The sequence below is a fragment of the Desulfohalobium retbaense DSM 5692 genome, from assembly GCF_000024325.1.
Classification (GTDB): domain Bacteria; phylum Desulfobacterota; class Desulfovibrionia; order Desulfovibrionales; family Desulfohalobiaceae; genus Desulfohalobium; species Desulfohalobium retbaense.
On sequence record NC_013223.1, the window covers coordinates 2,039,817 to 2,063,078 of the forward strand.

Genomic DNA, 23,262 nt, shown 5'->3' on the forward strand with positions numbered 1-23,262 from the left:
CAGGTCGTTCAAAAATCCCAAGGACCAGGCGACACCACGTTCAAGGTCAAAGCGTACCTATTCGTACGTACAAGTTTGAACGTATTGCAGCTGTCTGCCATTGGGAATTTTCATCGGCCTGCGAAGCCTGTATCCCTGGTACTGCTCGCTGGAGCTCATGATGGGACACAGGTCATAGAACTTTGAGGCTGGGGCCGGCACCGCGGTCCGCAACGCAAGACGATACCAGGCCAAGGACACAACCATGCTTGATGCCATGCGCAAAAACGCCCAGTCATGGGCCATTAAATTTCTGTTTGCCCTGATCATTCTTGTCTTCGTCTTCTGGGGCGTCGGCAACCTGGGCAATGACCAGGCCACAGTGGTCGCTGAAGTCCAGGGAGAAGCCATTCTCATCCGCGATTTTCAGCAGGCCTACCAACGCACGGTGGAAAACCTGCGACGCAAACAGCCCGACATCTCCAGAGAGGACTTTGAGCAGATGCAGCTCAAACGCCAGGTCCTCAACGATTTGATCACCAGCCAGCTCCTGTTCCGGGAAGCCAAAAAACTCGGACTGGCGGTCACCGCCCCCGAGGTCCGGCAATACGTGCAGCAGATGCCGGTATTCCAAAATGCCGACAAGCAGTTCGATCCGTCGCGCTATGAGCAGCTCCTGCGCGCCAATCAGCTCACCCCGGCCCAATTCGAAGCCGACCTGACCCGCAGTCTGCTGACCAACAAGATCCAGCGGGCGGTCAAACTGCCGGCTTCGGTCAGTGAAGCGCAGGCCAAGGATCTGTTCGCCTTCAGCCAGGAAAAGGCCCGCATGGAATACGCCCTGTTCGCTTGGCAAGACCAGCCTGGACTCGCTCCGAATGAAGAGGCGGTCAAACACTACTACCAGGAAAACCAAAAGCAGTTCCAGCGCCCGGCTCGCATGGAGATGGACTACCTCCTGCTGACCCCGGAAGGATTGGCCGCGGCCCAGCCCGTGAGCGACGAAGAGATCAAGGCCTACTATGAGGCCAATCCCGGAGAATTCGAACGCCAGGAAGAACTCAAGGCCCGGCATATCCTGATCGAAGTCCCTGAGGGCGCCGATGACCAGCAGGTGACCGAGGCCCGAGAGCAGGCCCAGGCCTTGGTTGAGCGCCTTCGCGACGGCGCCGACTTAGCCGAACTGGCCCGGGAATATTCCGACGGTCCCAGCAGTGCCCAGGGCGGAGATCTAGGGTGGTTTGCCCGTGGTGAGATGGTCGAGGCTTTCGAAGCGGCCGCCTTTGCCCTGGACACCGGCGAAATCAGCGATCCTGTCCGGACCTCCTTCGGCTTCCACGTCATCACCGTTGAAGACCGCAAACCTTCCGGTACCCAACCCTTTGAGGAGGTGCAGGACGAAATCCGCCAGGAAATCGGCGCTGACAAGGCCGCTCAAAAAATGTCCGACCTGCTTGATGAAGCCCTGGATCTTATCCTCTCGGGAAAGAGCCTGAAGGATACTGCCGCAACACTGGAGATCCCCCTGCGCCACAGTGGCCCCTTCACCCAGGCGCAAGGCCCTGAAGGCATCGAACTGGACAAAGAACAGCGCGAAACGCTGTTCACGCTGACTCCCGGCGAGGTCACCGATACACCGCTGTTGCTCGACAACGGGTACCTGATCGCTAAGCAGACCGACTTCTCACCGGCTCAACCACGGGAACTCAAGGCGGTCCGCGACCAGATCGAAACGACGCTGAAACGGGAACAAGGCCTGGAAAAGGCCAAGGCGGCGGCTGAAAATGTTCTCGCCCGACTCGAAGCCCCTGACCAGGACCTGGAGCGGGAAACATCCACCAGTGAACCGTTCGGCCGTCGCGGCTTTATTCCCGGCCTGGGGATGAACCCGCAATTGGTCGAGAGCGTATTCAACGCTGAGCAGGGCCAATGGCTGGAGAAGCCGTACAAGGTCCAGCAAGGCTATGTCCTCGCCCGGCTTGCCGAACGCGTAGCCCCGGATATGAGTAAATGGGAAGAGCAGCAAAGCCTTTGGGTTGGCCAACTCCAACAATCCCGCAAGCAGGCCCTGTTTCAAGCCTACCTGACCCAGTTGCGGGAAAAGGCTGAAGTCAAAATTGTCAATCCCGGGGTGCTCGAATACTGATCCAAAGCACTGCCTCGACACTCCTCTTTCGACAGACAAAGGCCCCGTTTCCGGTCCGGAAAACGGGGCCTTTGTTTGAAGAGAACTGTTCGTGGCTTCGAAATTTTCAGAACCGGTTCGCTAACCAGCACTATTCCTCTTTCGGGTCACTCTGTCCCTTGCCCTCCTGCGCCCGGAGGATCTCAGCGCGGCGGACGCTGGTCCCGCCGAACCGCTCCCGCACAGCATCCATAGCCGCGTCCAGACTGTTCCGGCGGGCCGAATCGGCTTCGAAAAAAGACAATTGGCGCCGCCCCGATCCCATTGGCGCCAAATTCCCCGCACTCAGACCGACCAGTCGTACCGGGCGCTGGAGTTGCTGTTGCCGCAAAAGAGTCACCCCGGCGCTGTACAGATCCTGAGTCGATTGGGTGGGAGGGGAAAGCTTGCGGCAACGGGTGAAGGTCGTGAAATCGTCGTAACGGATCTTGAGGGTTACGGTCCCGGCTTCCATGACCTCGCGCCGCAATTCCCGCCCAATACGCTCGGCCTCATGCAACAGCCACGAGATCAAAATCGCCTCGTCCTCTGTATCCTGAGGCAGAGTGTGCTCGGCGCCGCAGGACTTGGGGGCGTGATACGGCTGGACCTCGGAATCGTCGATCCCATGGGCCCGGGCCCAGAGCTGTTTGCCCCCTTCTCCAAGACGGTCCGTCCAAAACGCCTCACTGAAACGGCGCACCGCCCCGACAGATTCCACACCGAGGCGCTCGAGCAGGGCGCTGGTTCGCGGCCCAACTCCCGGCAATTTGCGCACCGGCAGCTTGTCCAGAAAGGTCTGCAGCTGCTCCGCCCGGATCCAGGTCAATCCACCGGGTTTGTCCCAGTCCGAAGCGATCTTGGCCACAAATTTGTTGGGAGCAATGCCAATAGAGGCCGACAATCCGGTTCGCACCCGGATAGCCTGTTGCAAAGCCCGCCCCACCTCTCCCGGGGGGCCCAGCAACCGCTCGGTGCCGGTGATATCCAGATAGGCTTCATCGATGGAGGCCTGCTCCACGCATGGAGAGAACCCGTCCAGCACGGTCATGACCTGGCGGGAGAGTTCTTTGTAGCGTTTGTGGCGCCCGTGGCAAAAGTTCCCATTGGGACACAGTTTGCGGGCCTGGGAAATGGGCATCGCTGAACGTACGCCAAACCGCCTGGCTTCGTAGGAGGCTGCGCTGACCACACCGCGCTCGCCGCCGCCGACGATGACCGGCCTCCCCTGGAGTTCCGGATAGTCCTGTTGTTCGATGGATGCGAAAAAGGCGTCCATATCTACATGGAGGATCCAGCGTTGCATCCACGGCCTCATTGGGTTGGGTAATGAAAAAGAAGGAACCGCTTGACCACATCCCCTCGCCTGCCCCACAACAGGACCATCGGTGGGGCGAGAAAGCCCACCCGGCGCCTGAGGTCGGATTGACCGGCCAACCGCCCGCCGCCAGAAAACCACCCCGACAGGAGGCATCTATGGCTCAGAATACCTTGACATGGCACGGCCATGCGAATTTTCAGATCACGACCCCCAACCTGGATATTCTCATTGATCCCTGGTTCGAGGGCAATCCCGCGGCAATTACCGAATCCGGCGAGGTCGGCAAGGTCGATCTGGTCTGTGTCACCCACGACCACCAGGACCACATCGGGCAAGCCGTGGATATCTGCCGTTCCAGCGGGGCCCAGTTTCTGGGCATTGTGGAGACGGCTGGAAAAGTCGTGTCCGACGGCCTCCCCGCGGCCCAGATCGTCAACGGCATCGGTATTAATATCGGGGGCACGGTCCGCGTTCAGGATGTCGATATCACGATGGTCCAGGCCTTTCATTCTTCGGCCAGCGGAACGCCGGTCGGATTCATCTTCCGGCTTGAGGACGGTTTCACCATCTATCACGCTGGTGACACAGGCATTTTTTCCAGCATGGAACTCTTCGGCCAGCTCTATGACATCGATCTCGCCATTTTGCCCATCGGCGGCATCTTCACCATGGATCCGCGCCACGCCGCCCTGGCCTGCAAACTTCTGCAATGCAAACGGGTCGTGCCCATGCATTGGGGCTCCTTTCCCGTTTTAGAACAAAATACCACCAAATTCGAGGAAGAGATCGACAAGGTCGCTCCGGACACGGGCATTTCTGTGCTCGAGGTTGGCAAGCCACTACAATTGCCGGACAAATCCCTTTGCGAGTGCTAACTGGCAGTTGAAAAGCGCCTTGTTTCCAGGACATTGCCGATTCCGAAGAGACCCGACAAAAAGGCACCCGAGCAGAGCGCTGAACACGATTCAAGACCTGAAACGCCTTGCCGCTGTATTTCCATTGGGAAATTTACGCCATCTTGCCTTCTCTCCCGTTCGGGAACACGGCAGGAATTGCCGTGTTCCCGAACGTCCATTCATGGGCAACACTCAGGGCGCAAATAGGTCCATTCCCACGCTCTTTTCCAGGCCGGAAGCGCCACTCCAGAACCGGATGCCCACCTAACGAGTTCCACTCTTCGAATCCGGTTCTGGAGTTGCGAAGACGGCCGGGAAGGTGCCTTCAGCGCCTGAGGAACCGTTGCCCTCTACCAACGCCCTCGTCCCCATTATCAGCGAAGCCCTACAAAACCGCCCTCGCTCTTTTTCCAGGCCGGAAGCGCAATTCCAGAACCGGATGCCACCAACACAATCACCAAACTGAGACGGAAAACCTTCAGCGGGAGCCTTTTTCCGCCCTGGCGCGCAAATACGCGGCCAAAGTCCGTGTCCGCTCGGGATCACCGACCTGCCCGACCGCCTCATCGACATATTTGAGTATCCCACGCGCTACCTGATCAAAAATCGCGCCCACTGTTTTTTCCGGCACAGCCGTGGCCTCGGCCCAGGCCACGCAGGGCCGATGTTCCAGCCATTCTGCCCCCTCATCGCTCGCTGCAGCCGCAGAGGGCTCCCAATGCTCCGCCTTGCAGACCAAACCGTAAAACGGGGCCACACCCCATCCCTGCCCCTGCCTGAGCAATGTAATATTTTCGACAGGCAACATCTCGTTCCCGAACACCCATTGCAATGCGCTCCATTGCAGAAGCCGTTTTTGATCCCGGATAGGCGCCACGCCGACCTGTTTCAAAAGCTGGAATCCCGTCTGCAAAAAAAACCTGCTGTCCTGGATCGGTATCCCGTTCGCGATCCCCAGGGCTTGTCCGAGGCTCTCGGCCCCCAATCTTTGAATCCCTTCTGCACCAACGGCTGATCTGTCAGCTCGTTGCACCAGCAGAAGCGGTTCGCGGGAGGTGGCCACCTGCATACTCGCTTGGACCGGCACTCCAGCCTTGGCGGCAAGCGCGAGGCACAAGGCTTCATTAGCCACACCCGCTTGGCGATCAAAAGGGGCCGTTTTCAGGACATGTGTGCTGGAACGTTCGCCCAGCGGCAAAGAAAACCGGTTTCTCTCCTGGACCACCGGCAAGGCCCTCCCGCTACCGGGAAGGCACAAACGCAACGATTGTTCCCCGGCCAAAAACGGACACTCGGCCAGCACCTCGGGAAGCGCCGTCAGAATCCGATCGTCCAGGGGCCGTTGTCCCGGTGGAACGTGCTCGGGGCCGTGCTGGGGCAGCGAAAAGGAAATGCGCCCCGGGCAATCCCCCCCGATAGCCGCGAGAAGGCCCAAGATATCGCTGTCGTCAATGTCCAGACATTGCGCCAGACGATGGCGCGCCCCCTGCTCCGGCAAGATACCACTCAAAAACGGGCGGACTACTGCATCGCCGTAGACATCCGGGCGCAACGGCAACCTCAGCGACAGCGGTTGTCTCCCAGACGATTCCAGCCATCCTGGATAATACTTGAACAGGAGTTGTCCGTCGCCGTCCCGCCAAGCATTGCCAACAAAAAACCCGTCCAAATAGACATTGACGGCCACGGTCATGAAGCATCCTCGCCCCGGGAACGCACGACCACTTCCAGACCCAGGCCTTGCAGCACTTCGAGGACCTTGGACAAACGAACCGTGGGCTTGCCCTGCTCGAGTTCAACGACGAACCGACGGCCGAGCCCCAAAAAGCCGGCTACTTCGTCCTGGGTCAGGCCATCCTCCAGCCGCTTGGCCTTGATCAATGCCGCGAGGGCCTCGGAAGTCGTCACCGCCTCATCGTCCATATGCATCCTCGTGCCATCCTATGGTCCCGCATTCAGGACTGATTGCCATTACATCCTCTCCGTTGCGGCGGACCCCGCCGCTCGGCAAGCAGCAGTTTCGATTCAGGAACGAACAAACCCAATGTGAGCGAACGGGAACGTATAGACCGTCCGGCAAGGGGTCAAGCCGTGTTGCCCCCCTGCTCATCATGGTCCACGGGGGTCCCGGGGGACAGTGAAGCCAATCCCCGGCGCAATTGGGCCGCTTTGGCCGCACCAATGCCTGGCAATGCTTCCAGTTCAGCTTCGGTTGCCTGACACATCCGCTCCAGGGTGCCGAAATGGTTCCACAACAAGTGGGCCGTTCGTGGACCGACTCCCGGCAATTCCTCGAGCCGGCTGTCCAAGCCCTTCGCCCGCCGCGTGCGGCGTTGCCGGCTCAAGACAAAGCGGTGCACGCTGTCACGGATGTGTTGCAGGAGAAGCAATTCCGCACTGCCCGGACGCAGGGCCACCGGATTTTTTCGTCCCGGTCGAAAGACGCGTTCCTCGAGTTCGCCGCCGCGGCGCTCCCCTTTGGCCAAAGCGGCCAGGGCGAAGGAATCCGCCGCAAGACCGGCCTCCTGTCCTTCGTTAAGCCCTTTTTGTACTGCCTGGAGCTGACCCTTGCCACCGTCAACCACGATCAGATCGGGCCAGGGCGGTCCGGAACGAAGCCGGCGCCGCGCCCATCCCTGGAGAGCGGCATAGTCATCGGCTGCCCCCTCGAGTTCCGGGAAGGCATAAATCCGGTAGGCCTCCTTGTGCGGTCGCCCGTTCTCAAAGACGACCTGGCCCACGACCATCCCCTGGCCACCGAAATGGGAGGCGTCGACGGCTTCGATGCGCTCCGGCAATTGCGAGAGTCCAAGCCGGTCCTGAAGGCGTTCGAGAGGGGGCTCGACCGTTTTCCGCGCCCGATCTCCCGCCTGGACGGCATTGGTTTCGGCCAAGGATACCAGTTTGCGTTCCTGCGGCCCATGGGCGGTGGCCAAACGGACAGGGCCGCCGCGGCGCTCACTCAATATGTCCTCCAGGACCGCATCTTCCATGGCAAAGGGGAGCACGATGCGCTCCGGGATATACCGGCCAGGGCTGTAGAACTGGAGCACAAAGGAGCGCAGCACCTCTTGCGCCTCTTCCACAGCGGTGGACTGTGCCGAGGCCGTCTCCTCCTGGAGACCCAGCTCGTCTGTCCCGTCTTCTTCAGCCCAAAAAAAGCTCTTCTGATCCAGCAGCTGCCCCTGGCGCACGAAAAGCAGCCCTAGCGCCACACCGCCAACCGTGCGCCCCAATCCGAGCACATCGCGGTCCTTGCCGCCGGGAAGAACCGCGACCTGCTGCTCCACGGTCTGTTCGACAGCCTGGATCTGATCCCGCAGACGGGCCGCATCTTCAAACCGCAGATCCTCTGACGCCGCTTGCATATCCGCCCGGAGCCGGCGCAGCAGTTCCTTGGAGCGGCCGGTCAGAAACAGTTCCACCTGCCGCACCACCTCCTGATACTCCTGCCGAGGGATATCGTAGACACACGGGCCCAGACACCGACCGATATTATATTGCAGACAGGGCCGGACCCGGTTGTTGAAGGTCGTTTGTTTGCATTTGCGCAGCGGAAACAAACGATTGAGCAGTTTCCAGGTCTCTCTGGCCGCCACCGCAGAAGTGAAAGGCCCGAAATAGGTCGACCCGTCCTGGACCACCCGCCGGGTCATGCTCAAACGGGGAAAGGGGTGGCGCTTGTCCAGTTTGAAAAGGACGTACGACTTGTCGTCGCGCAAAATGATATTGTAACGGGGCCGGTGCTTCTTGATCAGGCTGTTTTCGAGCAGAAACGCTTCTTTTTCCGTTTCCGTGCACAATGTTTCAATAGACCAGACCTTGTCCATCATGACCCGCGTTTTGCGCGGCAGACGGTCTGGTTCCTGAAAATAGGAAGCCAACCGCTTGCGCAGCACCTTGGCCTTGCCGACATAGATCACACGGCCCCGTTCGTCCTTCATCAGATAGGTCCCCGGGCAATCCGGGTATTCCTTGGCTCGAAAAGGTTTCATAGCCCTATTGAACTCCTGACTGGAACAGGTTGAGACACCCGTTTCCTTGATCACAATGAAAAGTTCCGGCAATCGCTGCCACGAAATCCAACGGAGAAAATGGGACCGTCAAGACGCCTGATATAAGTGCAATGGACCGAAACGACTTTCCTTTGTGCCCCCTCTTGGAGCCAAGATGGGAAGAAACGACCGCCCCGGACAGATCCTGCTGATCCATCCGGGGCGGTCGCGCATGTTCCCGTCAGGGCGATTCGTAACCCAAGGACCTCAGGTGGAAACCTGAACCCGAAAAGCTGTTTGGGGGAAGAGATATCCCCGGCTCAGAGCAATCAGGAAAGTCCGCGAGATTGCCCGCCCTACGAAGCGTTTTCTTGCAGATATTCCCACTTGGAGAGAATATTGTTCGCGATCCAGTTGGTGTCCCACCATTCCACCGGATTGACCGGCTGCCCGGAGACCAGCATAGCAAAATGGAGGTGGTCGCCGCCGGCCAGCCCCGTGGCGCCGGTCTTGCCGATAATCTGCTCCTTGGTCACCTCTTGACCTTCCTGGACCATACTCTTGCTCAAGTGGGCGTACAGGCTTTGCAAACCGAAACCGTGATCGATGACCACCACATTGCCATAGATTCCCAGAAAATCGCTGAAGACCACCCGACCTGAATTCGCGGCCGGGACTTCGGCTCGCGCCACTGAAGCCAGATCCACGCCCAGATGGGTCGCTCGGTCGATGGCCTCTCCACCATGGACATACGTCCGTTGGTCGCCGAACGATGCCCTGCGGGCGGCGTTCGGCAGGCGCAGGAACTTGCCCTCCCACAACCGTTTGGCCACCGTTTTTTGACCGACCTCCCGCAACCAGGACCGGTTTTGATCCCGCATGGGTCCGTTGACCTGCAGAAAAACCTGAAGCAAGGTCCCGGCCTCCGGAAAATCATTCTGAAATTGCGGCATCTTGGCCTGCAAAAAGGCATCGGAAACCCGAATGCGGTCCTGGGGGAAATTGCGGGCATTGACGTGATACGTAAACCCGGTCCTGAATTTGTTCGCGGCCCGGTCTTCAGCCACAAGGACGGGGTGGTCCTCTCCTGGTGTGGCGAAATAGGGGAAGGCAAACAGACAGATCCAGTCGTCGTTTTCGGTCTGGTAGGCCGGGAAAAAGCTCTCCCCGATCTGCACCCCAGCCCGAGCGAGGGGTTCGCTGGCCGAAAAGGTAACCATCCCCGAGCCACCCTGGTTCAGGTTATGGTGCACAGACTGCACCCCGACCGAGGGCATGGTCGTGTCCAGGGTAAATTGGTGCTGCACTTGGGCGATATTCCCCTTGCCCAGCCGGCGCCAGGAGCGATCCGTGGCCACGACCTGCAACTCGAACGGGGCCTCGCGCAACCCGAGATTCTTCAAAGAGAAGGCTTGCTGCCATTGTCCGCCTCGAATGTCCGTCGGGGGCAGGACCTGAATCCGGGTCCCATTCTGGACAGCCGTGACGGTCACCTGCCGTAACCCACTGTCCGGATCCTGCAACGCGACTTCGAGTTGGGCATCCTGCCCGATATACGAGGTTTGCGGTGTCAGGGTGATTTGCGGGGGAGTGCCTTCCGCATTCAAGAAATACAGCGTTCCTCCGCCTGCCAGGAGAAGCAGAAGCAGAAAAACGAGAAACGTGCCTTTACGTGAGGATCCTTGTCCTTTTCGCCGTGCCATATAATCGTGTCACCTTGGTCTTGTGTGTGGAAAAGAAATGGACCAGGGAGAGCCCCTGGCCCCTGCTCTGGCTTAGAGATAGCCCCACGTCTGGAGCCGTTGCCGGGCGTATTGGGCCTGCTCCCCGCTGGCGCCGCTTTGCAGAAAACGGGCGTAGGCCTCGGCGGCCTGCTGCTGGCGCTGGGCGCCCTCGAGGGCCAATCCCTGGAGGAAAATAGTGTTCGGATTTCCCGGCAGTCGCTCTTCATACCACCGGAATTGTTCATAAGCGCCGTCGTATTCTTTTTGGCCCAGCAGGGTGATCCCCAGAAAATGCGCTGCCTGCGGCTCTTGCGGGTAAACCTCCCGCGCGTGGGTAAAATAGCGCTCCGCATCTTTCGGGGCATCCTGGAGCAAGCGGCATTTGCCCATCATGACCAAGGCGGTGTAATCCCGAGGGGCGGCTTGCAACGCCCGCCGCAAGGAACGCTCGGCCTGATCGGGATTTTCCGCGCCCAAGGCTTTCTCCCCTTCCTGCATGGCCTCAATGGCCTCCTGCATGGCGCGAATCGGCGCCAAATGGTCTTTGTACCGCTCCCGGTTCAGCGCCAGTTGCCGGCCAGTCTGGTACTCATTTTGAACCCGACTGACCGCCGTGCGGTACCGCTCCTCGGACATGGGGTGCGAAGAAAACATCTGATCGATGACAGAGGGTTTACGGGAGGACATACCGCGCAGGACATCCATGAGACCAACCATCCCCCGGGGCGCGTACCCAGTTTGAACCATATACTGCATACCAAGGGCGTCTGCCTGCCGTTCATCGTCCCGACTGTATTTGGCCAGCAGCGCTCCGGCTCCCAAGCCGCCTAACTGCATCAGGGCCTCGGCCGAAGCCCCCCCGCCAGCGGAGGCGGCCACAGCGCCGGCACCTCCCAAAAGTCCCTGCAAAAGAACCCCGGTGGACATCCTCGCCGCCGTGTGCCTGGCGTTGACGTGCCCAAGTTCGTGACCGAGGAGAGCCGCCAATTCGGCCTCGTTGTCCAATTCGAGCAGGATACCCCGAGTTACCGCAATGGTACCGCCGGGAAAGGCATAGGCGTTGGCGTAGACCGCGTTGACCGGGAAAAAACGGTACGGCATGTCCGGCCGGTGCGTCCGCCCCGCCAACTCCTGACCTACGGAAGCGATATACCTTTGGAGTTCCTGGTTTTGTATTTCCCCATAATCCGCGGAAAGTTGATGGGGACTTTTCTGCCGGTCCAGGGAGATCTCCTGATCCCGGGACACGAGCATCAATTCTGATTCTCCTGTCACCGGATTGGTGGCGCAGCCGCTCAACGTCCACCACACCGGGGTGGTGGCGGCCAGAACCGCCCAGTGCAATATGGTCCGACGCGATACGTCGGGAGCGTTTGACTCCATACAGTCTCCTGCAAGATCTCCTCGCCCCCTGGAAGCCCACGGTCCGTCATCGCCCGAGAAGCGGCGCTCCCGGACGGCGATCTGCGGCGGGAGGGAGGGAGAACAATTGAAAAAAAAAGCGGCCTGTGAAGACCGCTTGAGAATACAAAAAAAGCAAAGAACCTGGCAAGCCCGTGGAGGCGTTCATCTCAGCCGCGGAGGTTCGATCGGCTGCTTTTCCGGTAATTCATCCTGTACATTCCGAATATATTCCCGAATGGCGTCTCGGACCTCGCGGTAAACGTCCAAAATCGCTTTTTGGGTTGAAAGCGACCGGGCGAGTTGGGGCGGGTCGGGAAACGGGTGGTGGAGCACCACGGCCTGGCCGGGAAAAACAGGGCAGTGCTGGGCCGCATGGTCGCATAACGTAATCACATAATCAAAATCAAGCGATTCAAGTTCACTGAGGTGTTTGGAAAACTGACCGCTTATATCCACACCGGCTTCCGCCATGACCTCTCGAGCCTTGGGGTCGACAACCGTCTTGACCACCCCGGCCGAGGTTGCAGCAAGCGTATCCGGGAAGAAATGGTTGGCCCATCCTTCCGCCATCTGACTGCGACAGGCATTTCCGGTACACAAAAACAGCAGCCGGAGCTGTTCACTCATCTTCATCTCCATTTCCCTGTTTGCCCTCCGAAGCCGCGAAGGATCTCTCTACCTCGGCTGGACTTCAAAATCTCCTGCAAGCGACGTTTTGCACTATCGCAGGCGAAGACACTCAACCGGGCCCAATACTATTTCTGACAGCCGCATTCCACAGATCCAGCCGCTATTTCCGCACAATCATGCAGGACGTCATGGACCCAGCAATCGTCGGCACCGGCGGCCTCACGCATAACCAGAGCCAGGATATAGGCCAACTCCTGGGCAGTTGCCCCTGCGTCCAGGGCCTCTTTGTAGTGCTTGCGCACGCACGGCTGGGAACGAGCCTTGATCGACAGGGCGAAACAGATGAATTGGTAGGTCTTTTCGTCAATGAGCCGTTTTTCCTTGTACAAGGCGTCCATTTCATCCAATTTCTCTGTGAATTCAGGAAATAACTGAGCCAACATCCGCATAAACGCTCCTTTTTTGCTGCTTGTTTGGGCCCCGCGGGACGATCCAGGCTGGATGAACAGCCCTCCGGCTGCACTCCAAAAAATCGTGGCTCTTCGTCACAGGGCATGGAATTTCAAACGCAAAAGTTTGCCGTCTCTTCTGTGTGCTTCGAGCGAAAGGCCCGCACATTTTCTTGGTCCCGCCAAAAGGGGGAAACCGGACCGTGAACTGAATGCTCCCAGGCTGATTCCGATGCAACAAGGGCCCTCTTCGACACCTGGAATTCTGTTCCACTTGAGAGTCCGGAGGAGGCAAGGATCCCCCTTTGGCGGGATTGAGAAAATACCGGGCCGAAAGTGGGCACACAGAAGAGATGGCAAACTCCAAAAATCCACAGGATCCGTCAAAGAACCAAAATCGTTATGGAGCGGCACCTATCCAGCCAAGGACGTCCTGTTTTTTCGGAACCTTGCCAGTTACTTTGATCTGTCCATCGACAACAACAGCCGGTGTCGACAAGACCCCCATCTGGGCGATTTCCTGAAAATCACTGACCTTTTCAACCGTCGCCTCCACTCCCGCTTCTTGAAGCGCTTCACGAACGATCTGTTCCGTCTTTTCACAATTCGGACATCCTGGTCCCAAAACCTGAATACGCATACACGCCTCCTTCTCAATGACTTCTTACGCTAACTACCTGTTGAAAAAACTGGCATAATGCAGGTTGCTCAAAAATTCCAAAGGACAGCGAGAAAAATTCAAGGTCGCTGCCTACGTATTCGCACGTGAGTGGTGGAACCTTTTGCAGCTTTGCTGTCATTGGAAGATTTTTAACGGCCTGCTAAACAACTCCTTCCGCTCAACCACGTCTAAATGAGGGTATTGAACAGATACCCCACTAGCAGAATCCCCAGACCGACAACACCGATAAACACGGCAATGAGCCGAACTTTGAGCACCTTGCGCAAAATGACCATCTCCGGCAGGGAAAGCGCGATAACACTCATCATGAAGGCCAACACCGTGCCCAGGGCCGCGCCCTTGGCCATAAGGGCCTCCACGATCGGGATCACCCCGGCGGCATTGGTGTACATCGGGATACCGATAACGACCGCCAAGGGGACCGACCACCACGCTTGTTCGCCCATGATCGAGGCCATCATTCCTTCGGGTACGTAGCCGTGGATGCCAGCGCCGACACCGATGCCGATGATGACATAGATCCAAACCTTGCCGACAATTTCCTTGACCTGTTCCAGACCATAGTTCAGGCGATCACTCCAACTTTGCTCGGCAGGCTGATCTTGTACCGCTCCGGCGTGGATCTGCCGGACCCAGTCCTGGAGATGTTTTTCCAGGCGCAGGCGCCCCAGCGTCCACCCAGCCACGATGGCCACACCGAGTCCAGTCACCATATACAGCCCGGCCACTTTCCAGCCGAAAAGACCGTAGAGCAAGACCAGGGCGATTTCATTGACCATCGGCGCGGAAATCAGAAAGGAAAAGGTCACCCCAAGCGGGATGCCGGCGGACACGAAACCGATAAACAGGGGCACGGCCGAACAAGAACAAAACGGCGTCACCACACCGAGCAGGGCCGCCAGAACATTGCCCAGGGATTCGCGTTTGCCGGCCAAAATGGCCCGCGTCCGTTCCGGCGTAAAAAACGAGCGGATGACCCCAATGGCATAGACGACCAGGACAAGGAGCATGAGCACCTTGGGAGTATCATAGAGGAAAAACCGGACTGCATCACCCAGATGGCTTTCCGGCGAAAGACCCAGCAGATCGAAGGCGAGCCATTGCGAAACCGGCAGAAGTTGCTGGTAAACCGCTACCCAGAGCACAAGAGCCAGAGCCAGCATCCCCAATTGCCGGGCCAACCGAGGCCGCTCGCCGCCCTGCTGTGAAGAGTGGCCACTCTGGCAGGCACATGTTTCGGTTTCCAAAGGTTCCATGCACACAACTCCTTCTGAAGTTATTTTCTATTTTCCCAAAAAGCCAAATACAATCCCAAAAAAATACTTAGAGGGCTTCCGCTTTTCACTCCCACGGGCTCTAGCCCGTTGCTGGGCCTGGCTCAGCGCAAAGCCGAGCCCACAGCCTCCAAGTGGTCTGAAACCTGCTCCTGGAGCATGGCATCGATACAGTCCATGAATTGCCCAACGCAAGGAAGCCGCAGTCGGTAATAGACCTGATTGCCGCGTTTTTCGCTCTGGACCACGCCGGCTTGGCGCAACACGGAAAGGTGTTTGGAAACAGTCGACATGTCCGCGTCAACAAGTTCCTGCAGATGGCAGACACACAACTCGCCTTCGGCCAAGGCCTGAACAAAGCGCAGTCTGGTCGGATGTCCCAGGGCTTTGAAAACTTCAGCCCGGGCAGTGTAATAGGCATCAGGTTTGCGTCTTACGATCGTTTGCATACTTGGCAAAGTAACCAAATAGAGTCACCCTGTCAATGCCAAATCGCAGCCCCACCGGGGAAACATATACCGAAATCATACACCCGGTGGGGGAATTGTGAACGCGGCCTGAAAGCTGCCTTCAGCGCCACAAGCAACCAACGCCCTCCAGGCAACGCTCTGCCTGACTTCCCCTGCTTTGACTGGAATACTCACCCACGCTCTTTTTTCAGGCCGGGCGCACAATCGCCCACCGGGGAAACACATACCGAAATCACAAACCCGGTGGGGGGATTGTGAACGTGGTCTGATCTTCACTTCAATCAACCGCTTTGTCCACCGGATGGCGCCGCCTGCTGTTTCTGCTGCTTCCGTCGCCCCGTTCGAACCACCCGCTCCGGCAGGCCGACCCATTCATAGCTAATGGCCCCGAACTGGCATCCTTCATAGTAGCAGCGAAGACACCGTATGCAATCGTAATGGTTCGCATTCTCCCAGAATTTCACCCCCATGGGACAAACCTGATAGCATTTCTGGCAATGCACGCAGGCGTCTTCATCCCAGCGCATCCGGAAAAAAGAGACCTTGTTGAATAACGAATACAAAGCGCCCAAGGGACAAGCCACCCGGCAAAAAGGGCGGCTGGCAAAAACCATCCAGACCAGAAACCCCAGCAAAAGAGTCACCTTATGGGCGAACAACCACCCGACCATCGGCCGGAGCTGGCTCTGCAACCCCATGGCCGGCAGGCCGGCCTCTAGGGTCCCGGCTGGACAGATGTATTTACAAAACCAGGTCTGCCCAAAGCCAAAACTGTCTACGACAAACAGGGGGAGCAAAACTACGAACAAGGCCAGAATAGGATATTTGAGCCAGGTCAGAACCCGCGGGATGCCGAATTTCCTGGAGGGGATCTTGTGCACCAGCTCCTGGAAAAATCCGAAGGGACACACCCAACCACACGGCATGCGCCCCACGGCTGTGCCGATCAGACCCAGCCACCCCAGCACGTAGAGCCCGAAATGGTAATTCCCAGCCCCGAGGTTGAAGCGCACGGTCGCCAAGCTGTTCTGCAACGCCCCAATAGGGCAGGCCGTGGTCGCGGCGGGGCAGGACCAGCAATTGAGCCCTGGGGCGCAAACCGCCTTGAAGCGGCCGGTATAGATCCCCGACCCACTGAAAGGAAACAGCCAATACGCATTGGTCAGGAAGACAGCCACCGTCTGGATTATCCGCCGCAGAACCATCTACCCGATCCCTATGCAACTCAAACAGATGGTGGCGGCTTTTTCAAAAACAGCTCCCACTTCGCCGCTATTGAGTCCAACGAGAAAGACAATCAAAAAAACGGCCATCAACACGATCGGTCCTCGACGAGTGGTCCCGGCCATACTTACTCCTTCGGGCAGGTCAATTCAGTATGCAAGGATTGAAAGACCGCCTCACACAAGGCGTCGCCATCCATCTCCGGGTGACTGATCCAGATGGTCACACCCTGGCATTCATCGTCTTCAGCGGCGTATTCCAGGGTGTATTCAAGTCCCGGAACGGCCTCAGCCATCTGCGCGGCATAGGTTTGGGCCCGTTCCGGGGAGTGCAGGCAACAGCAAACCGCCACCGGATCTCCGGATCCCGCTTCAGCCCACAAAGGGACAGCGCTGAGGAAAATACAGACCAGTCCAATGAGAACCCCATAACGCATAGTTGACTCCTTTATGCCGGCGCAAAGCCGCTTCCTCTCTCGCCTCGTCGCAACAGGGAGGCGCTCGCAACCTGTTCAAAACCTCCAAGGGAGGCGGGGAAAAATGCAATCTCGCTGGAGAGTTCCAACGGGCTGATACTCCTACTGCTTGTCGAGCGCCTGTTCGACCACCCGGCGCAGCATAGCCGGCGGAACATACCCGGCGTGTTCCATGACCAACCCGTTTTGAGTAAAGAGCATCACCTTCGGGACTGCAGCGACTTCAAATTGCTGGGCTACACCGCCACCGTCGCGATACACAGGGAAATTGAGACCAAACTGGTCCACAAAATGCGGAATGACCTTGCTGTTATAGTCCAGAGACACACTGAGGATGACCAATTCCTCAGGAGAGAAATCCCGGCGCAGCTGAGCCAGTTCAGGCATTTCCCTTCGACACGGCGAACACCACGTGGCCCAGAAATTCAAAAGGACCACCTTGTCGCTTCGCTCCTCGTCAATCATCTGTTCAAGCTTGTCAGCTGAAATAGCCCCTTTGTATTGTCCCGTGGAGGCGGTGCTGATCGTGCCCACGAGCAGCACAATTCCAACCAGGCATATAGTCAAGCTCAAAACGCGTAACCGTCGCATAGTCGCTCTCTTTGTTAGAGGTTCACCCGGCCCTCGCAGGCCGAAGGCGCTCGTGATTCATACGTCGGAATGGGCTCCACTCAGCGGTAAACTGGCGCAAATTCAAAGGCGCAACGCTCGCTTCCCCACCCCATTTTTCTCGGATCTCTTGCTGAAAATTCAAGGACAAGTCCATAAACGGACGATTAACAGGTCAAATGTATCCCGGCAGCCATTCGCCGGCCAGACTGGAGGAGGGAATTGATCGTCTCCATCGCCTGGGCCGTGGGCTGTTCGATTGTTTCGATTTCCTCTCGCTGGAGGTAGTCCCGGACATCCGGATCCAATCGCATCAGCCCGGGTTTGCCCATCCCAAAGACGATTACCTCGGGTGCGGTGCGCAATAGATCACGGATGTCACCGAGCACGACCCGGTGTCCGCTTTCTCGCCACCAATGGGGAACCACCCGCCCTTCGAGAATCTTCACGTCTCGGGTATAGGTCTGCCCCTGGATGACGATGCGGCCGAATTTATACAATTCTATGAACATATACTTGCGCCTTCTCGTGAATATACAGTTCGGTCTTCCCGAATTACATGCATTGGCCACACTCGGCTCTGGAACTAAATCACTAATATTTTTAGCATATTATGTACCGCGAATGAAGAATAAAACGAGCAAAAGCCCGCAGCCTCAATGCATCTCTCTGACCCAGTCTGGACTTCAAGACAACAACATCATGCCGTGGTCAAACCGGTGCAGTCCGGCTGCGCGGGCGGCCCGCAGGACGCGCAGCCATTGTTCCCGTTCCAGTTCATCGCCCAGCCTGGGATCCCCCACGGCTGTACCGCAAGGCCGGTACTGGTCCATGATATTCACGTAGGTTTCCTGCGAAATCTCCTGGGCCAAAAACTTCAAAATGGCCCCGCTCTCCTGCTCCAGCCCCGGCAGGACGAGATGGCGAACCAGCAAACCGCGCCGGGCGAGTCCGTCACGATCAATACTCAGGTCCCCTACCTGCCGGTGCATCTCACGCAACGCAGCCCGGGCTCGTTCCGGATAATCCTCAGCCCCGCAATACCGTGCCGCAGATGCGGAGGACCAGAACTTGAAGTCCGGCATATAGATATCGATTATTCCTTCGAGTTCCCGCAGGGTGGCCACCCGTTCATAGCCGCCGCAATTATAGACCAGGGGCAGGTGCAGCCCCTGCTCGCGAGCCAGCCGGACGGCAGTCACGATCTGGGGGACAACATGGCTGGGAGTGACCAGGTTGATATTCGCGCACCCCATGGCCTGGAGTTCAAGCATCATGGTCGCGACATGCTCACTCTGGAGCTCCAGTCCCTCGCCGCCGTGGCTGATCTCCCAATTCTGACAAAAACAGCACGCCAGATTGCAAAAGGAAAAAAATATCGCCCCTGATCCGCAGTCGCCCACCAAAGGGGACTCTTCCCCGAAGTGCGGAAAATAGTTGTAGACAATCGCTCGGCTGCCCGTGTGGCATTTGCCGGTCTCGCCGGCGAGACGATCGACCCGGCACCGGTGCGGGCACAGCACACACGAACGCAACAGGCTCCATAACCGTTTTTCCCGAGTGGCCAAGGCCGTGGTAGTGCACCCCAGATACGCCGCAGTCTGGCTCATACCCCCTCCGTGAACAACAAGGATGAGATGGCGCGAACACGGCTCCAATGTACCGCATTTCAGTCTGCGATCAAGATCTATCCCTCCTCAATCGGGCCAGGAGCATCTGTCACGGGCTCAAGATCTGGGTGGCCCCTCCACTTGGCTACCGCCTTGCCCGCCTCGGAACACACGCTGGCCCCAGGTCAAACACGCCCCCTCTTTTTCCAGGTCGAGGTACAACTTACGAGCCGCAATAAACAGATCCGAAAATGCAGGAGGGCTCCCTCATCACCTGGACGTTATCCCCGCCTCCCTATCGCGAACACACCAGACCGCAAATTCTCGGCTCTTTTTCCAACCTACGCCCACAGCTCCCTTATGCAGATACAGGGCGTAGGCCCAATCGGTTTCGAAGCCGCTGGTCGTGCTGGACCAATAGGCCTCCTGAATTCCGGAAAAAGGATGGTCCTCGGGCAGGGCCGGACGGCTCTGCGAGGCATCGACCAGACTCTCCAGTTCGTTGATGTTCGGCAACCGCCATGCCCTGCCACTCGCCTCGGCCAGGTCCGCCGCGAGTTCCAGGGCTTCACTCCAGTCGACAAGCTTCCCGCCTTCGAACGCCTGGCGGCGCCAGACAAGTCCGGTGAGCCGGTCCAGAATCCCGTCCTCAAAAGGCTCAAAACGGACCTCGGGCCAAGGCAACCCCTGCTGCAACGCCGCGTCCTGCGCGCTTTCCCGGCAATCGATGACCTCCCCCTGAACATCAAAGCATTGGGTTTGGCCGGTTCGCGGCAGACGGGCCAACTGTCCACGCACTGGCCAGAGGAGAGAAAATTCCGTCTTCTTGCCAAAAAACATCCGCCCCCCAGCCAAATGGACATACCAGGCGTAGGCCGGGGCAATGGCCGCTGTGGTCGACGTCCAATACCACCCCAAATGCACCCCGGTGAAGGGATGGTCCTTTGGCAGGACCGGTTTGCGCCTGCTGTGGTCAATGAGAGAACGCAATTCGCGGCGGTTCGGAACGCGCCAGTCATCAGCCCCGGCCAAGCCCGCCGCGTTGGCCTCAGCGACTGCGTCCAGGGCTTCGTCCCAGCGCAGGGGATAGAGAAAAAGATCCGCTTGCATTGGCCATTGCAGTCCGGTCAACCGATCACTGACAAGTTCCCCGTCAACAACGAACCGCGGGGCCGAAACCGTTTGACCGGCTTGTATCGCGCCATCTTGTCGCTGGCCGTCACAGGGGATCTCACGCCCCTGGGAATCAAAACACCGGTGTTGGCCTGTCCCCAGATAGAGGCGTGTTTGCTCCAGACTCATGAGAAGTCTTCCTTCACTGCGTTAGCTCTCTCCTGAAACGAACACAGAGTCATTGATCACAGTCAAGCCCCAGATAGGAGGCCAGCTTTGGCCAAGCCGCCACAGCATCAGCGTACCCGGAGTCATAGACCCGGTACAACCTCTCCTTGTTGCGCTCCACACGCCCGGCCGGTAACGGCTTTTCCGGCCGGATAACAACGATCTCACCGTTTCGCTCCCGGCGCTCAAGCGCTTCCAGGCAGGCATTATACCGTTCATGCCGTTCTGCCAGGGCCCGCACCAAACCGGGAAAACGGGGATACCGCCACCGGGCGAGCGCCGGGGCCGGAAACGGTTTCTTGCGATACCCGGGAGGCTGCGTGAGCACGACAACCTGCTGAGAATACCCGTCAGCTTGGCATTGGTGCACCGGAATCGGCGCACTCACACCGCCGTCGAGCAAAAAGCGTTCTTGATAACGCACCGGCCGGGCCACAAAGGGCAGGCTGCTTGAGGCCTGGAGCACCGTCATATAATCGCCGTTGAGCTCATGCTGGGTATAGAACACCGGTTCTCCGGTCCGGCAATCGGTCACCCCGGTCACGCACCGGGTCGGCGAGGCCATGAACCGGTTCCAGGCAAAGGGGACAAGACGGTTCGGCACCGTATCGAAGATGAAATCCATCCCGAACAACTCCCCGCGCAGGAGCAGACGCCGGTAGCTCAAGTACCGCCTGTCCTTAACGAAGCGAATATTCACGATCCGGTTGCGTTCCGGTTGGCGGGCCACAAAATTGGCCGCGTTGCAGGCTCCCATGGACACGCCGATCACATATGGAAAACAGAGTCCAAGATCTGAAAAATATCGGAGGACCCCGGAGGTATAGACCCCGCGAAGTCCCCCTCCCTCAAGGACCAGCCCCGCTTGTGTAGTGTTCATGTTTCTCCATCCATTGACCATTTGTCTGCCTTAGGCCTTGAGGCGTTGCAGGTCGGCACTTTTGCCCAGCAGCATCAGGGCGTCCCCCTCGTTGAGCGGGTCGTCTGGCTGGGGGATGATATCGTATTTTTCCTCATTCGAGGGACGAGCCGCCACGACCTGAATGTGCGCCTTCCGCGTCAGATCCAATTCGCGCAATGACTTCCCTGCCCATTTGTCAACGATCACCTCCTGCAAAGCGAGATCGGTGCCAAAGGGGAGATACTCGACAAACCCCGGCATGGCTAAACGGTGGGCCAGTTCACGGGCCGCTGAAATCTCAGGGATAATGACTTCTGTGGCCCCGATGCGCCGCAATAATTGCTCGTGGTCGGCATGAATGGCCTTAACCCAGACGTAGGGCACTTCCATCTCTTTCAGATAATAGGTGATCATGGAGCTGGAGGCGATAGAGTCACCGACGCTGATCAGGACATGGCTCAAATCGGCAAAGCCCATCTGCTCCAGGGCGGTCTTGTCCATCGCGTCGGCCTGGTAGGCTTGGGTCATATGCTCCTGGGCCTGATTGACCCGGTCCTGATGCCGATCAATGCCGATGACCTCGTGCCCCAGACCCTGCATCGCTTGGGCGAACTGGACACCGAATTTTCCCAGCCCGATGACCCCGACCGTATAGCTTTTGCGTTTGATCACATCTGCCTCCTCAGGCCCTGCTGCCGTGCCGTGAAATGGCCTCCTGTCGCAGCCGGGCCGTTTTTCCGTCAGCCAATGAGCAGGTTATGCTCCGGCCATGCATAGTGACGCGGCTTCTGAAAGTCCTTCAAAGCGGTCAAAAATAAAATCGGACCCAGCCGGCCGACGAACATGAGGACCATCAAGGTATATTTCCCCACTGCGCTCAATGAGGGGGTCAGCCCCGTACTCAAGCCAACCGTCCCGAACGCCGAGACAGCCTCGAACATCAGCTCCAAAAAAAGGCCTTTGCTCTCAGCATGGGCCAGATGGCCCCCTTCAGCCATATTCAGCACGCCAACGGCCACAACAACGATACCCAGGGCAAAGACAAGCAACAACAGGGCCCGATCCATCGTCCCCTGCTCCACCGCATACCGCCCGATCACCGCCTGCCGCTGTCGTCCGCCGCGCAACTGGGCCCGGACAAAGGCGAGCAGAGTCCGCGCCGTGGTCACCTTGACACCGCCGGCACATGACCCCGGCGCCCCGCCGATAAACATCATCCCGGCCATGATCAGCAAACTGACATTGGTCATGGCGCCGATGTCGACGGTATTGAATCCCGCGGTGCGGCAGGTCACAGACTGAAAACAGGCCGTCAGCAGCCGCCTGGGCCAAGTCACCCCCATCCCGGATTGCGTGCTTTCCGTGACCAGCAACAACACCGCTCCGCCCAATAACAACACGGCAGTGGTCGACAGCACCACCCGAGTATACCAGCTCGTGGCACGAAGCACAGAACGCAAAGAGTCCCGCCTCATTCGGCGGGCCAAGGCCCCCAGCTCGACCAGGACCGAAAACCCGATGCCGCCGCAGATGATAAGGCCCATAAAGACCCCGTTGACGGCCCAATCCCCTTGCCACGCCACCAGGCTGTTTTCCTGCAGGGCAAAGCCGGCATTGCAAAATGCCGAGACAGCGTGAAAAACCGCTGAAGGCCAGGAAAACCCTTGCGGGGCCAGGAACCGGAGCAAAACAGCACCAAGCGCCTCGAAAACCAGGACAAGCAACGTGATCCGGATCAGAAACCCTCCCAGTTTGAAACGGGGGTCGTGGATCAGGCTCTTCCCCACCGCCAAATGGTCGGTCAATGACACCCGCTGCCGCCAGAGATAAAAGATCAGCGAAGTGATGGTCATGATTCCCAGACCACCGATCTGGATCAGCCCCAGAATGACGCCTTGCCCAAACGGACTGAAAAACGAACCGGTGTCCACGACGATCAACCCGGTTACGCAGACAGCCGAAACCGCGGTGAACAGGGCGTTGGTCCAGGAGATAGCTCCGTCAGTCACGCTCAGCGGGAGATGGAGGAGAACGGCGCCAAGGACAATGGCGACGCCAAAAAACACAATGGGCCAGGCAAACGGGGAAATGTGCACGCGCATCACAGCCGCCCC

General features: G+C 58.4%; 23 protein-coding genes. 2 read left to right on the forward strand and 21 right to left on the reverse strand.

Going from position 1 to position 23,262, the window contains the following annotated elements; genetic code table 11:
• Positions 1 to 244 precede the first annotated feature (244 nt).
• Positions 245 to 2,125 carry a SurA N-terminal domain-containing protein gene (locus tag DRET_RS08875; RefSeq protein WP_015752199.1) on the forward strand — a complete coding sequence of 627 codons (1,881 nt, stop codon included), beginning with the start codon at positions 245 to 247 and terminating at the stop codon, positions 2,123 to 2,125.
• Between the two features lie 130 nt (positions 2,126 to 2,255).
• Here the strand turns inward: DRET_RS08875 and dinB are convergent, their stop codons facing one another.
• On the reverse strand, positions 2,256 to 3,449 hold the full coding sequence (gene dinB / locus DRET_RS08880; RefSeq protein ID WP_015752200.1) for a DNA polymerase IV: 1,194 nt from the start codon (positions 3,447 to 3,449) through the stop codon (positions 2,256 to 2,258).
• Positions 3,450 to 3,619: 170 nt separating this feature from the next.
• On the opposite strand from dinB, the gene DRET_RS08885 reads away from it, so the two are divergent.
• Complete coding sequence (locus tag DRET_RS08885) at positions 3,620 to 4,339, forward strand: metal-dependent hydrolase (protein ID WP_015752201.1); 720 nt, start codon at positions 3,620 to 3,622, stop codon at positions 4,337 to 4,339.
• A 499-nt stretch (positions 4,340 to 4,838) separates the two neighbouring features.
• Here the strand turns inward: DRET_RS08885 and DRET_RS08890 are convergent, their stop codons facing one another.
• From DRET_RS08890 to DRET_RS08980, 20 genes are all read right to left on the reverse strand, one after another.
• Positions 4,839 to 6,053: a type II toxin-antitoxin system HipA family toxin gene (locus tag DRET_RS08890; protein WP_015752202.1), complete on the reverse strand. Its 1,215-nt coding sequence runs from the start codon at positions 6,051 to 6,053 to the stop codon at positions 4,839 to 4,841.
• Positions 6,050 to 6,283: a helix-turn-helix domain-containing protein gene (locus DRET_RS08895; RefSeq protein ID WP_148214087.1), complete on the reverse strand. Its 234-nt coding sequence runs from the start codon at positions 6,281 to 6,283 to the stop codon at positions 6,050 to 6,052. Before DRET_RS08895 ends, DRET_RS08890 begins: the two co-directional genes overlap by 4 nt.
• Before the next feature lie 161 nt (positions 6,284 to 6,444).
• Complete coding sequence (uvrC, locus tag DRET_RS08900; protein ID WP_015752204.1) at positions 6,445 to 8,355, reverse strand: excinuclease ABC subunit UvrC; 1,911 nt, start codon at positions 8,353 to 8,355, stop codon at positions 6,445 to 6,447.
• A 356-nt stretch (positions 8,356 to 8,711) separates the two neighbouring features.
• Complete coding sequence (locus tag DRET_RS08905) at positions 8,712 to 10,058, reverse strand: M23 family metallopeptidase (RefSeq protein WP_015752205.1); 1,347 nt, start codon at positions 10,056 to 10,058, stop codon at positions 8,712 to 8,714.
• A 72-nt stretch (positions 10,059 to 10,130) separates the two neighbouring features.
• Positions 10,131 to 11,462, reverse strand: coding sequence for a M48 family metalloprotease (locus DRET_RS08910; RefSeq protein ID WP_015752206.1), 1,332 nt, complete (start codon positions 11,460 to 11,462; stop codon positions 10,131 to 10,133).
• Positions 11,463 to 11,645: 183 nt separating this feature from the next.
• Entirely contained in the window at positions 11,646 to 12,110 is a 465-nt protein-coding gene (locus DRET_RS08915) for an arsenate reductase ArsC (protein ID WP_015752207.1), read from the reverse strand.
• Between the two features lie 128 nt (positions 12,111 to 12,238).
• Entirely contained in the window at positions 12,239 to 12,562 is a 324-nt protein-coding gene (locus DRET_RS08920; RefSeq protein WP_015752208.1) for a carboxymuconolactone decarboxylase family protein, read from the reverse strand.
• Between the two features lie 400 nt (positions 12,563 to 12,962).
• A complete protein-coding gene (locus DRET_RS08925) occupies positions 12,963 to 13,202 on the reverse strand; it encodes a thioredoxin family protein (RefSeq protein ID WP_015752209.1) in 240 nt (79 codons plus the stop codon).
• A 209-nt stretch (positions 13,203 to 13,411) separates the two neighbouring features.
• Positions 13,412 to 14,500 (reverse strand): permease, encoded by a 1,089-nt coding sequence (locus DRET_RS08930; RefSeq protein ID WP_015752210.1) that lies wholly within the window; start codon positions 14,498 to 14,500, stop codon positions 13,412 to 13,414.
• 122 nt (positions 14,501 to 14,622) lie between these two features.
• Positions 14,623 to 14,967 (reverse strand): ArsR/SmtB family transcription factor, encoded by a 345-nt coding sequence (locus DRET_RS08935; protein WP_015752211.1) that lies wholly within the window; start codon positions 14,965 to 14,967, stop codon positions 14,623 to 14,625.
• 302 nt (positions 14,968 to 15,269) lie between these two features.
• A complete protein-coding gene (locus tag DRET_RS08940) occupies positions 15,270 to 16,193 on the reverse strand; it encodes a 4Fe-4S binding protein (protein ID WP_015752212.1) in 924 nt (307 codons plus the stop codon).
• Positions 16,194 to 16,337, reverse strand: coding sequence for a CD1871A family CXXC motif-containing protein (locus DRET_RS13750; protein ID WP_015752213.1), 144 nt, complete (start codon positions 16,335 to 16,337; stop codon positions 16,194 to 16,196).
• Between the two features lie 2 nt (positions 16,338 to 16,339).
• Complete coding sequence (locus DRET_RS08945; protein ID WP_015752214.1) at positions 16,340 to 16,648, reverse strand: hypothetical protein; 309 nt, start codon at positions 16,646 to 16,648, stop codon at positions 16,340 to 16,342.
• A gap of 141 nt (positions 16,649 to 16,789) precedes the next feature.
• Positions 16,790 to 17,278, reverse strand: a complete 489-nt coding sequence (locus DRET_RS08950; protein WP_015752215.1) for a TlpA family protein disulfide reductase — start codon at positions 17,276 to 17,278, stop codon at positions 16,790 to 16,792.
• A 185-nt stretch (positions 17,279 to 17,463) separates the two neighbouring features.
• The gene (locus DRET_RS08955) at positions 17,464 to 17,808 is read right to left on the reverse strand and encodes an Mth938-like domain-containing protein (protein WP_015752216.1); all 345 of its coding nucleotides are present in this window, start codon (positions 17,806 to 17,808) and stop codon (positions 17,464 to 17,466) included.
• 174 nt (positions 17,809 to 17,982) lie between these two features.
• Positions 17,983 to 18,906: a radical SAM protein gene (locus DRET_RS08960; protein ID WP_015752217.1), complete on the reverse strand. Its 924-nt coding sequence runs from the start codon at positions 18,904 to 18,906 to the stop codon at positions 17,983 to 17,985.
• Between the two features lie 270 nt (positions 18,907 to 19,176).
• Positions 19,177 to 20,208: an Lcl C-terminal domain-containing protein gene (locus tag DRET_RS08965; protein ID WP_015752218.1), complete on the reverse strand. Its 1,032-nt coding sequence runs from the start codon at positions 20,206 to 20,208 to the stop codon at positions 19,177 to 19,179.
• Between the two features lie 49 nt (positions 20,209 to 20,257).
• The gene (locus tag DRET_RS08970) at positions 20,258 to 21,127 is read right to left on the reverse strand and encodes a patatin-like phospholipase family protein (protein ID WP_041281987.1); all 870 of its coding nucleotides are present in this window, start codon (positions 21,125 to 21,127) and stop codon (positions 20,258 to 20,260) included.
• A gap of 30 nt (positions 21,128 to 21,157) precedes the next feature.
• Positions 21,158 to 21,820 (reverse strand): potassium channel family protein, encoded by a 663-nt coding sequence (locus DRET_RS08975; RefSeq protein ID WP_015752220.1) that lies wholly within the window; start codon positions 21,818 to 21,820, stop codon positions 21,158 to 21,160.
• Between the two features lie 68 nt (positions 21,821 to 21,888).
• Positions 21,889 to 23,250, reverse strand: coding sequence for a TrkH family potassium uptake protein (locus DRET_RS08980; protein WP_015752221.1), 1,362 nt, complete (start codon positions 23,248 to 23,250; stop codon positions 21,889 to 21,891).
• Between the last annotated feature and the right edge of the window lie 12 nt (positions 23,251 to 23,262).

Bases quoted from the DNA above. Each gene is read 5' to 3' on its own strand.
- DRET_RS08935 (WP_015752211.1), bottom strand. From the start codon at position 14,967: ATGCAAACGATCGTAAGACGCAAACCTGATGCCTATTACACTGCCCGG.
- DRET_RS08955 (WP_015752216.1), bottom strand. From the start codon at position 17,808: ATGTTCATAGAATTGTATAAATTCGGCCGCATCGTCATCCAGGGGCAG.
- DRET_RS08895 (WP_148214087.1), bottom strand. From the start codon at position 6,283: ATGGACGATGAGGCGGTGACGACTTCCGAGGCCCTCGCGGCATTGATC.
- DRET_RS08890 (WP_015752202.1), bottom strand. From the start codon at position 6,053: ATGACCGTGGCCGTCAATGTCTATTTGGACGGGTTTTTTGTTGGCAAT.
- DRET_RS08925 (WP_015752209.1), bottom strand. From the start codon at position 13,202: ATGCGTATTCAGGTTTTGGGACCAGGATGTCCGAATTGTGAAAAGACG.
- DRET_RS08885 (WP_015752201.1), top strand. From the start codon at position 3,620: ATGGCTCAGAATACCTTGACATGGCACGGCCATGCGAATTTTCAGATC.
- DRET_RS08930 (WP_015752210.1), bottom strand. From the start codon at position 14,500: ATGGAACCTTTGGAAACCGAAACATGTGCCTGCCAGAGTGGCCACTCT.
- DRET_RS08940 (WP_015752212.1), bottom strand. From the start codon at position 16,193: ATGGTTCTGCGGCGGATAATCCAGACGGTGGCTGTCTTCCTGACCAAT.
- DRET_RS08980 (WP_015752221.1), bottom strand. From the start codon at position 23,250: ATGCGCGTGCACATTTCCCCGTTTGCCTGGCCCATTGTGTTTTTTGGC.
- DRET_RS08915 (WP_015752207.1), bottom strand. From the start codon at position 12,110: ATGAGTGAACAGCTCCGGCTGCTGTTTTTGTGTACCGGAAATGCCTGT.
- uvrC (WP_015752204.1), bottom strand. From the start codon at position 8,355: ATGAAACCTTTTCGAGCCAAGGAATACCCGGATTGCCCGGGGACCTAT.
- DRET_RS08960 (WP_015752217.1), bottom strand. From the start codon at position 18,906: ATGAGCCAGACTGCGGCGTATCTGGGGTGCACTACCACGGCCTTGGCC.
- dinB (WP_015752200.1), bottom strand. From the start codon at position 3,449: ATGCAACGCTGGATCCTCCATGTAGATATGGACGCCTTTTTCGCATCC.
- DRET_RS08970 (WP_041281987.1), bottom strand. From the start codon at position 21,127: ATGAACACTACACAAGCGGGGCTGGTCCTTGAGGGAGGGGGACTTCGC.
- DRET_RS08910 (WP_015752206.1), bottom strand. From the start codon at position 11,462: ATGGAGTCAAACGCTCCCGACGTATCGCGTCGGACCATATTGCACTGG.
- DRET_RS08920 (WP_015752208.1), bottom strand. From the start codon at position 12,562: ATGCGGATGTTGGCTCAGTTATTTCCTGAATTCACAGAGAAATTGGAT.
- DRET_RS08950 (WP_015752215.1), bottom strand. From the start codon at position 17,278: ATGCGACGGTTACGCGTTTTGAGCTTGACTATATGCCTGGTTGGAATT.
- DRET_RS08875 (WP_015752199.1), top strand. From the start codon at position 245: ATGCTTGATGCCATGCGCAAAAACGCCCAGTCATGGGCCATTAAATTT.
- DRET_RS08965 (WP_015752218.1), bottom strand. From the start codon at position 20,208: ATGAGTCTGGAGCAAACACGCCTCTATCTGGGGACAGGCCAACACCGG.
- DRET_RS08945 (WP_015752214.1), bottom strand. From the start codon at position 16,648: ATGCGTTATGGGGTTCTCATTGGACTGGTCTGTATTTTCCTCAGCGCT.
- DRET_RS08905 (WP_015752205.1), bottom strand. From the start codon at position 10,058: ATGGCACGGCGAAAAGGACAAGGATCCTCACGTAAAGGCACGTTTCTC.
- DRET_RS13750 (WP_015752213.1), bottom strand. From the start codon at position 16,337: ATGGCCGGGACCACTCGTCGAGGACCGATCGTGTTGATGGCCGTTTTT.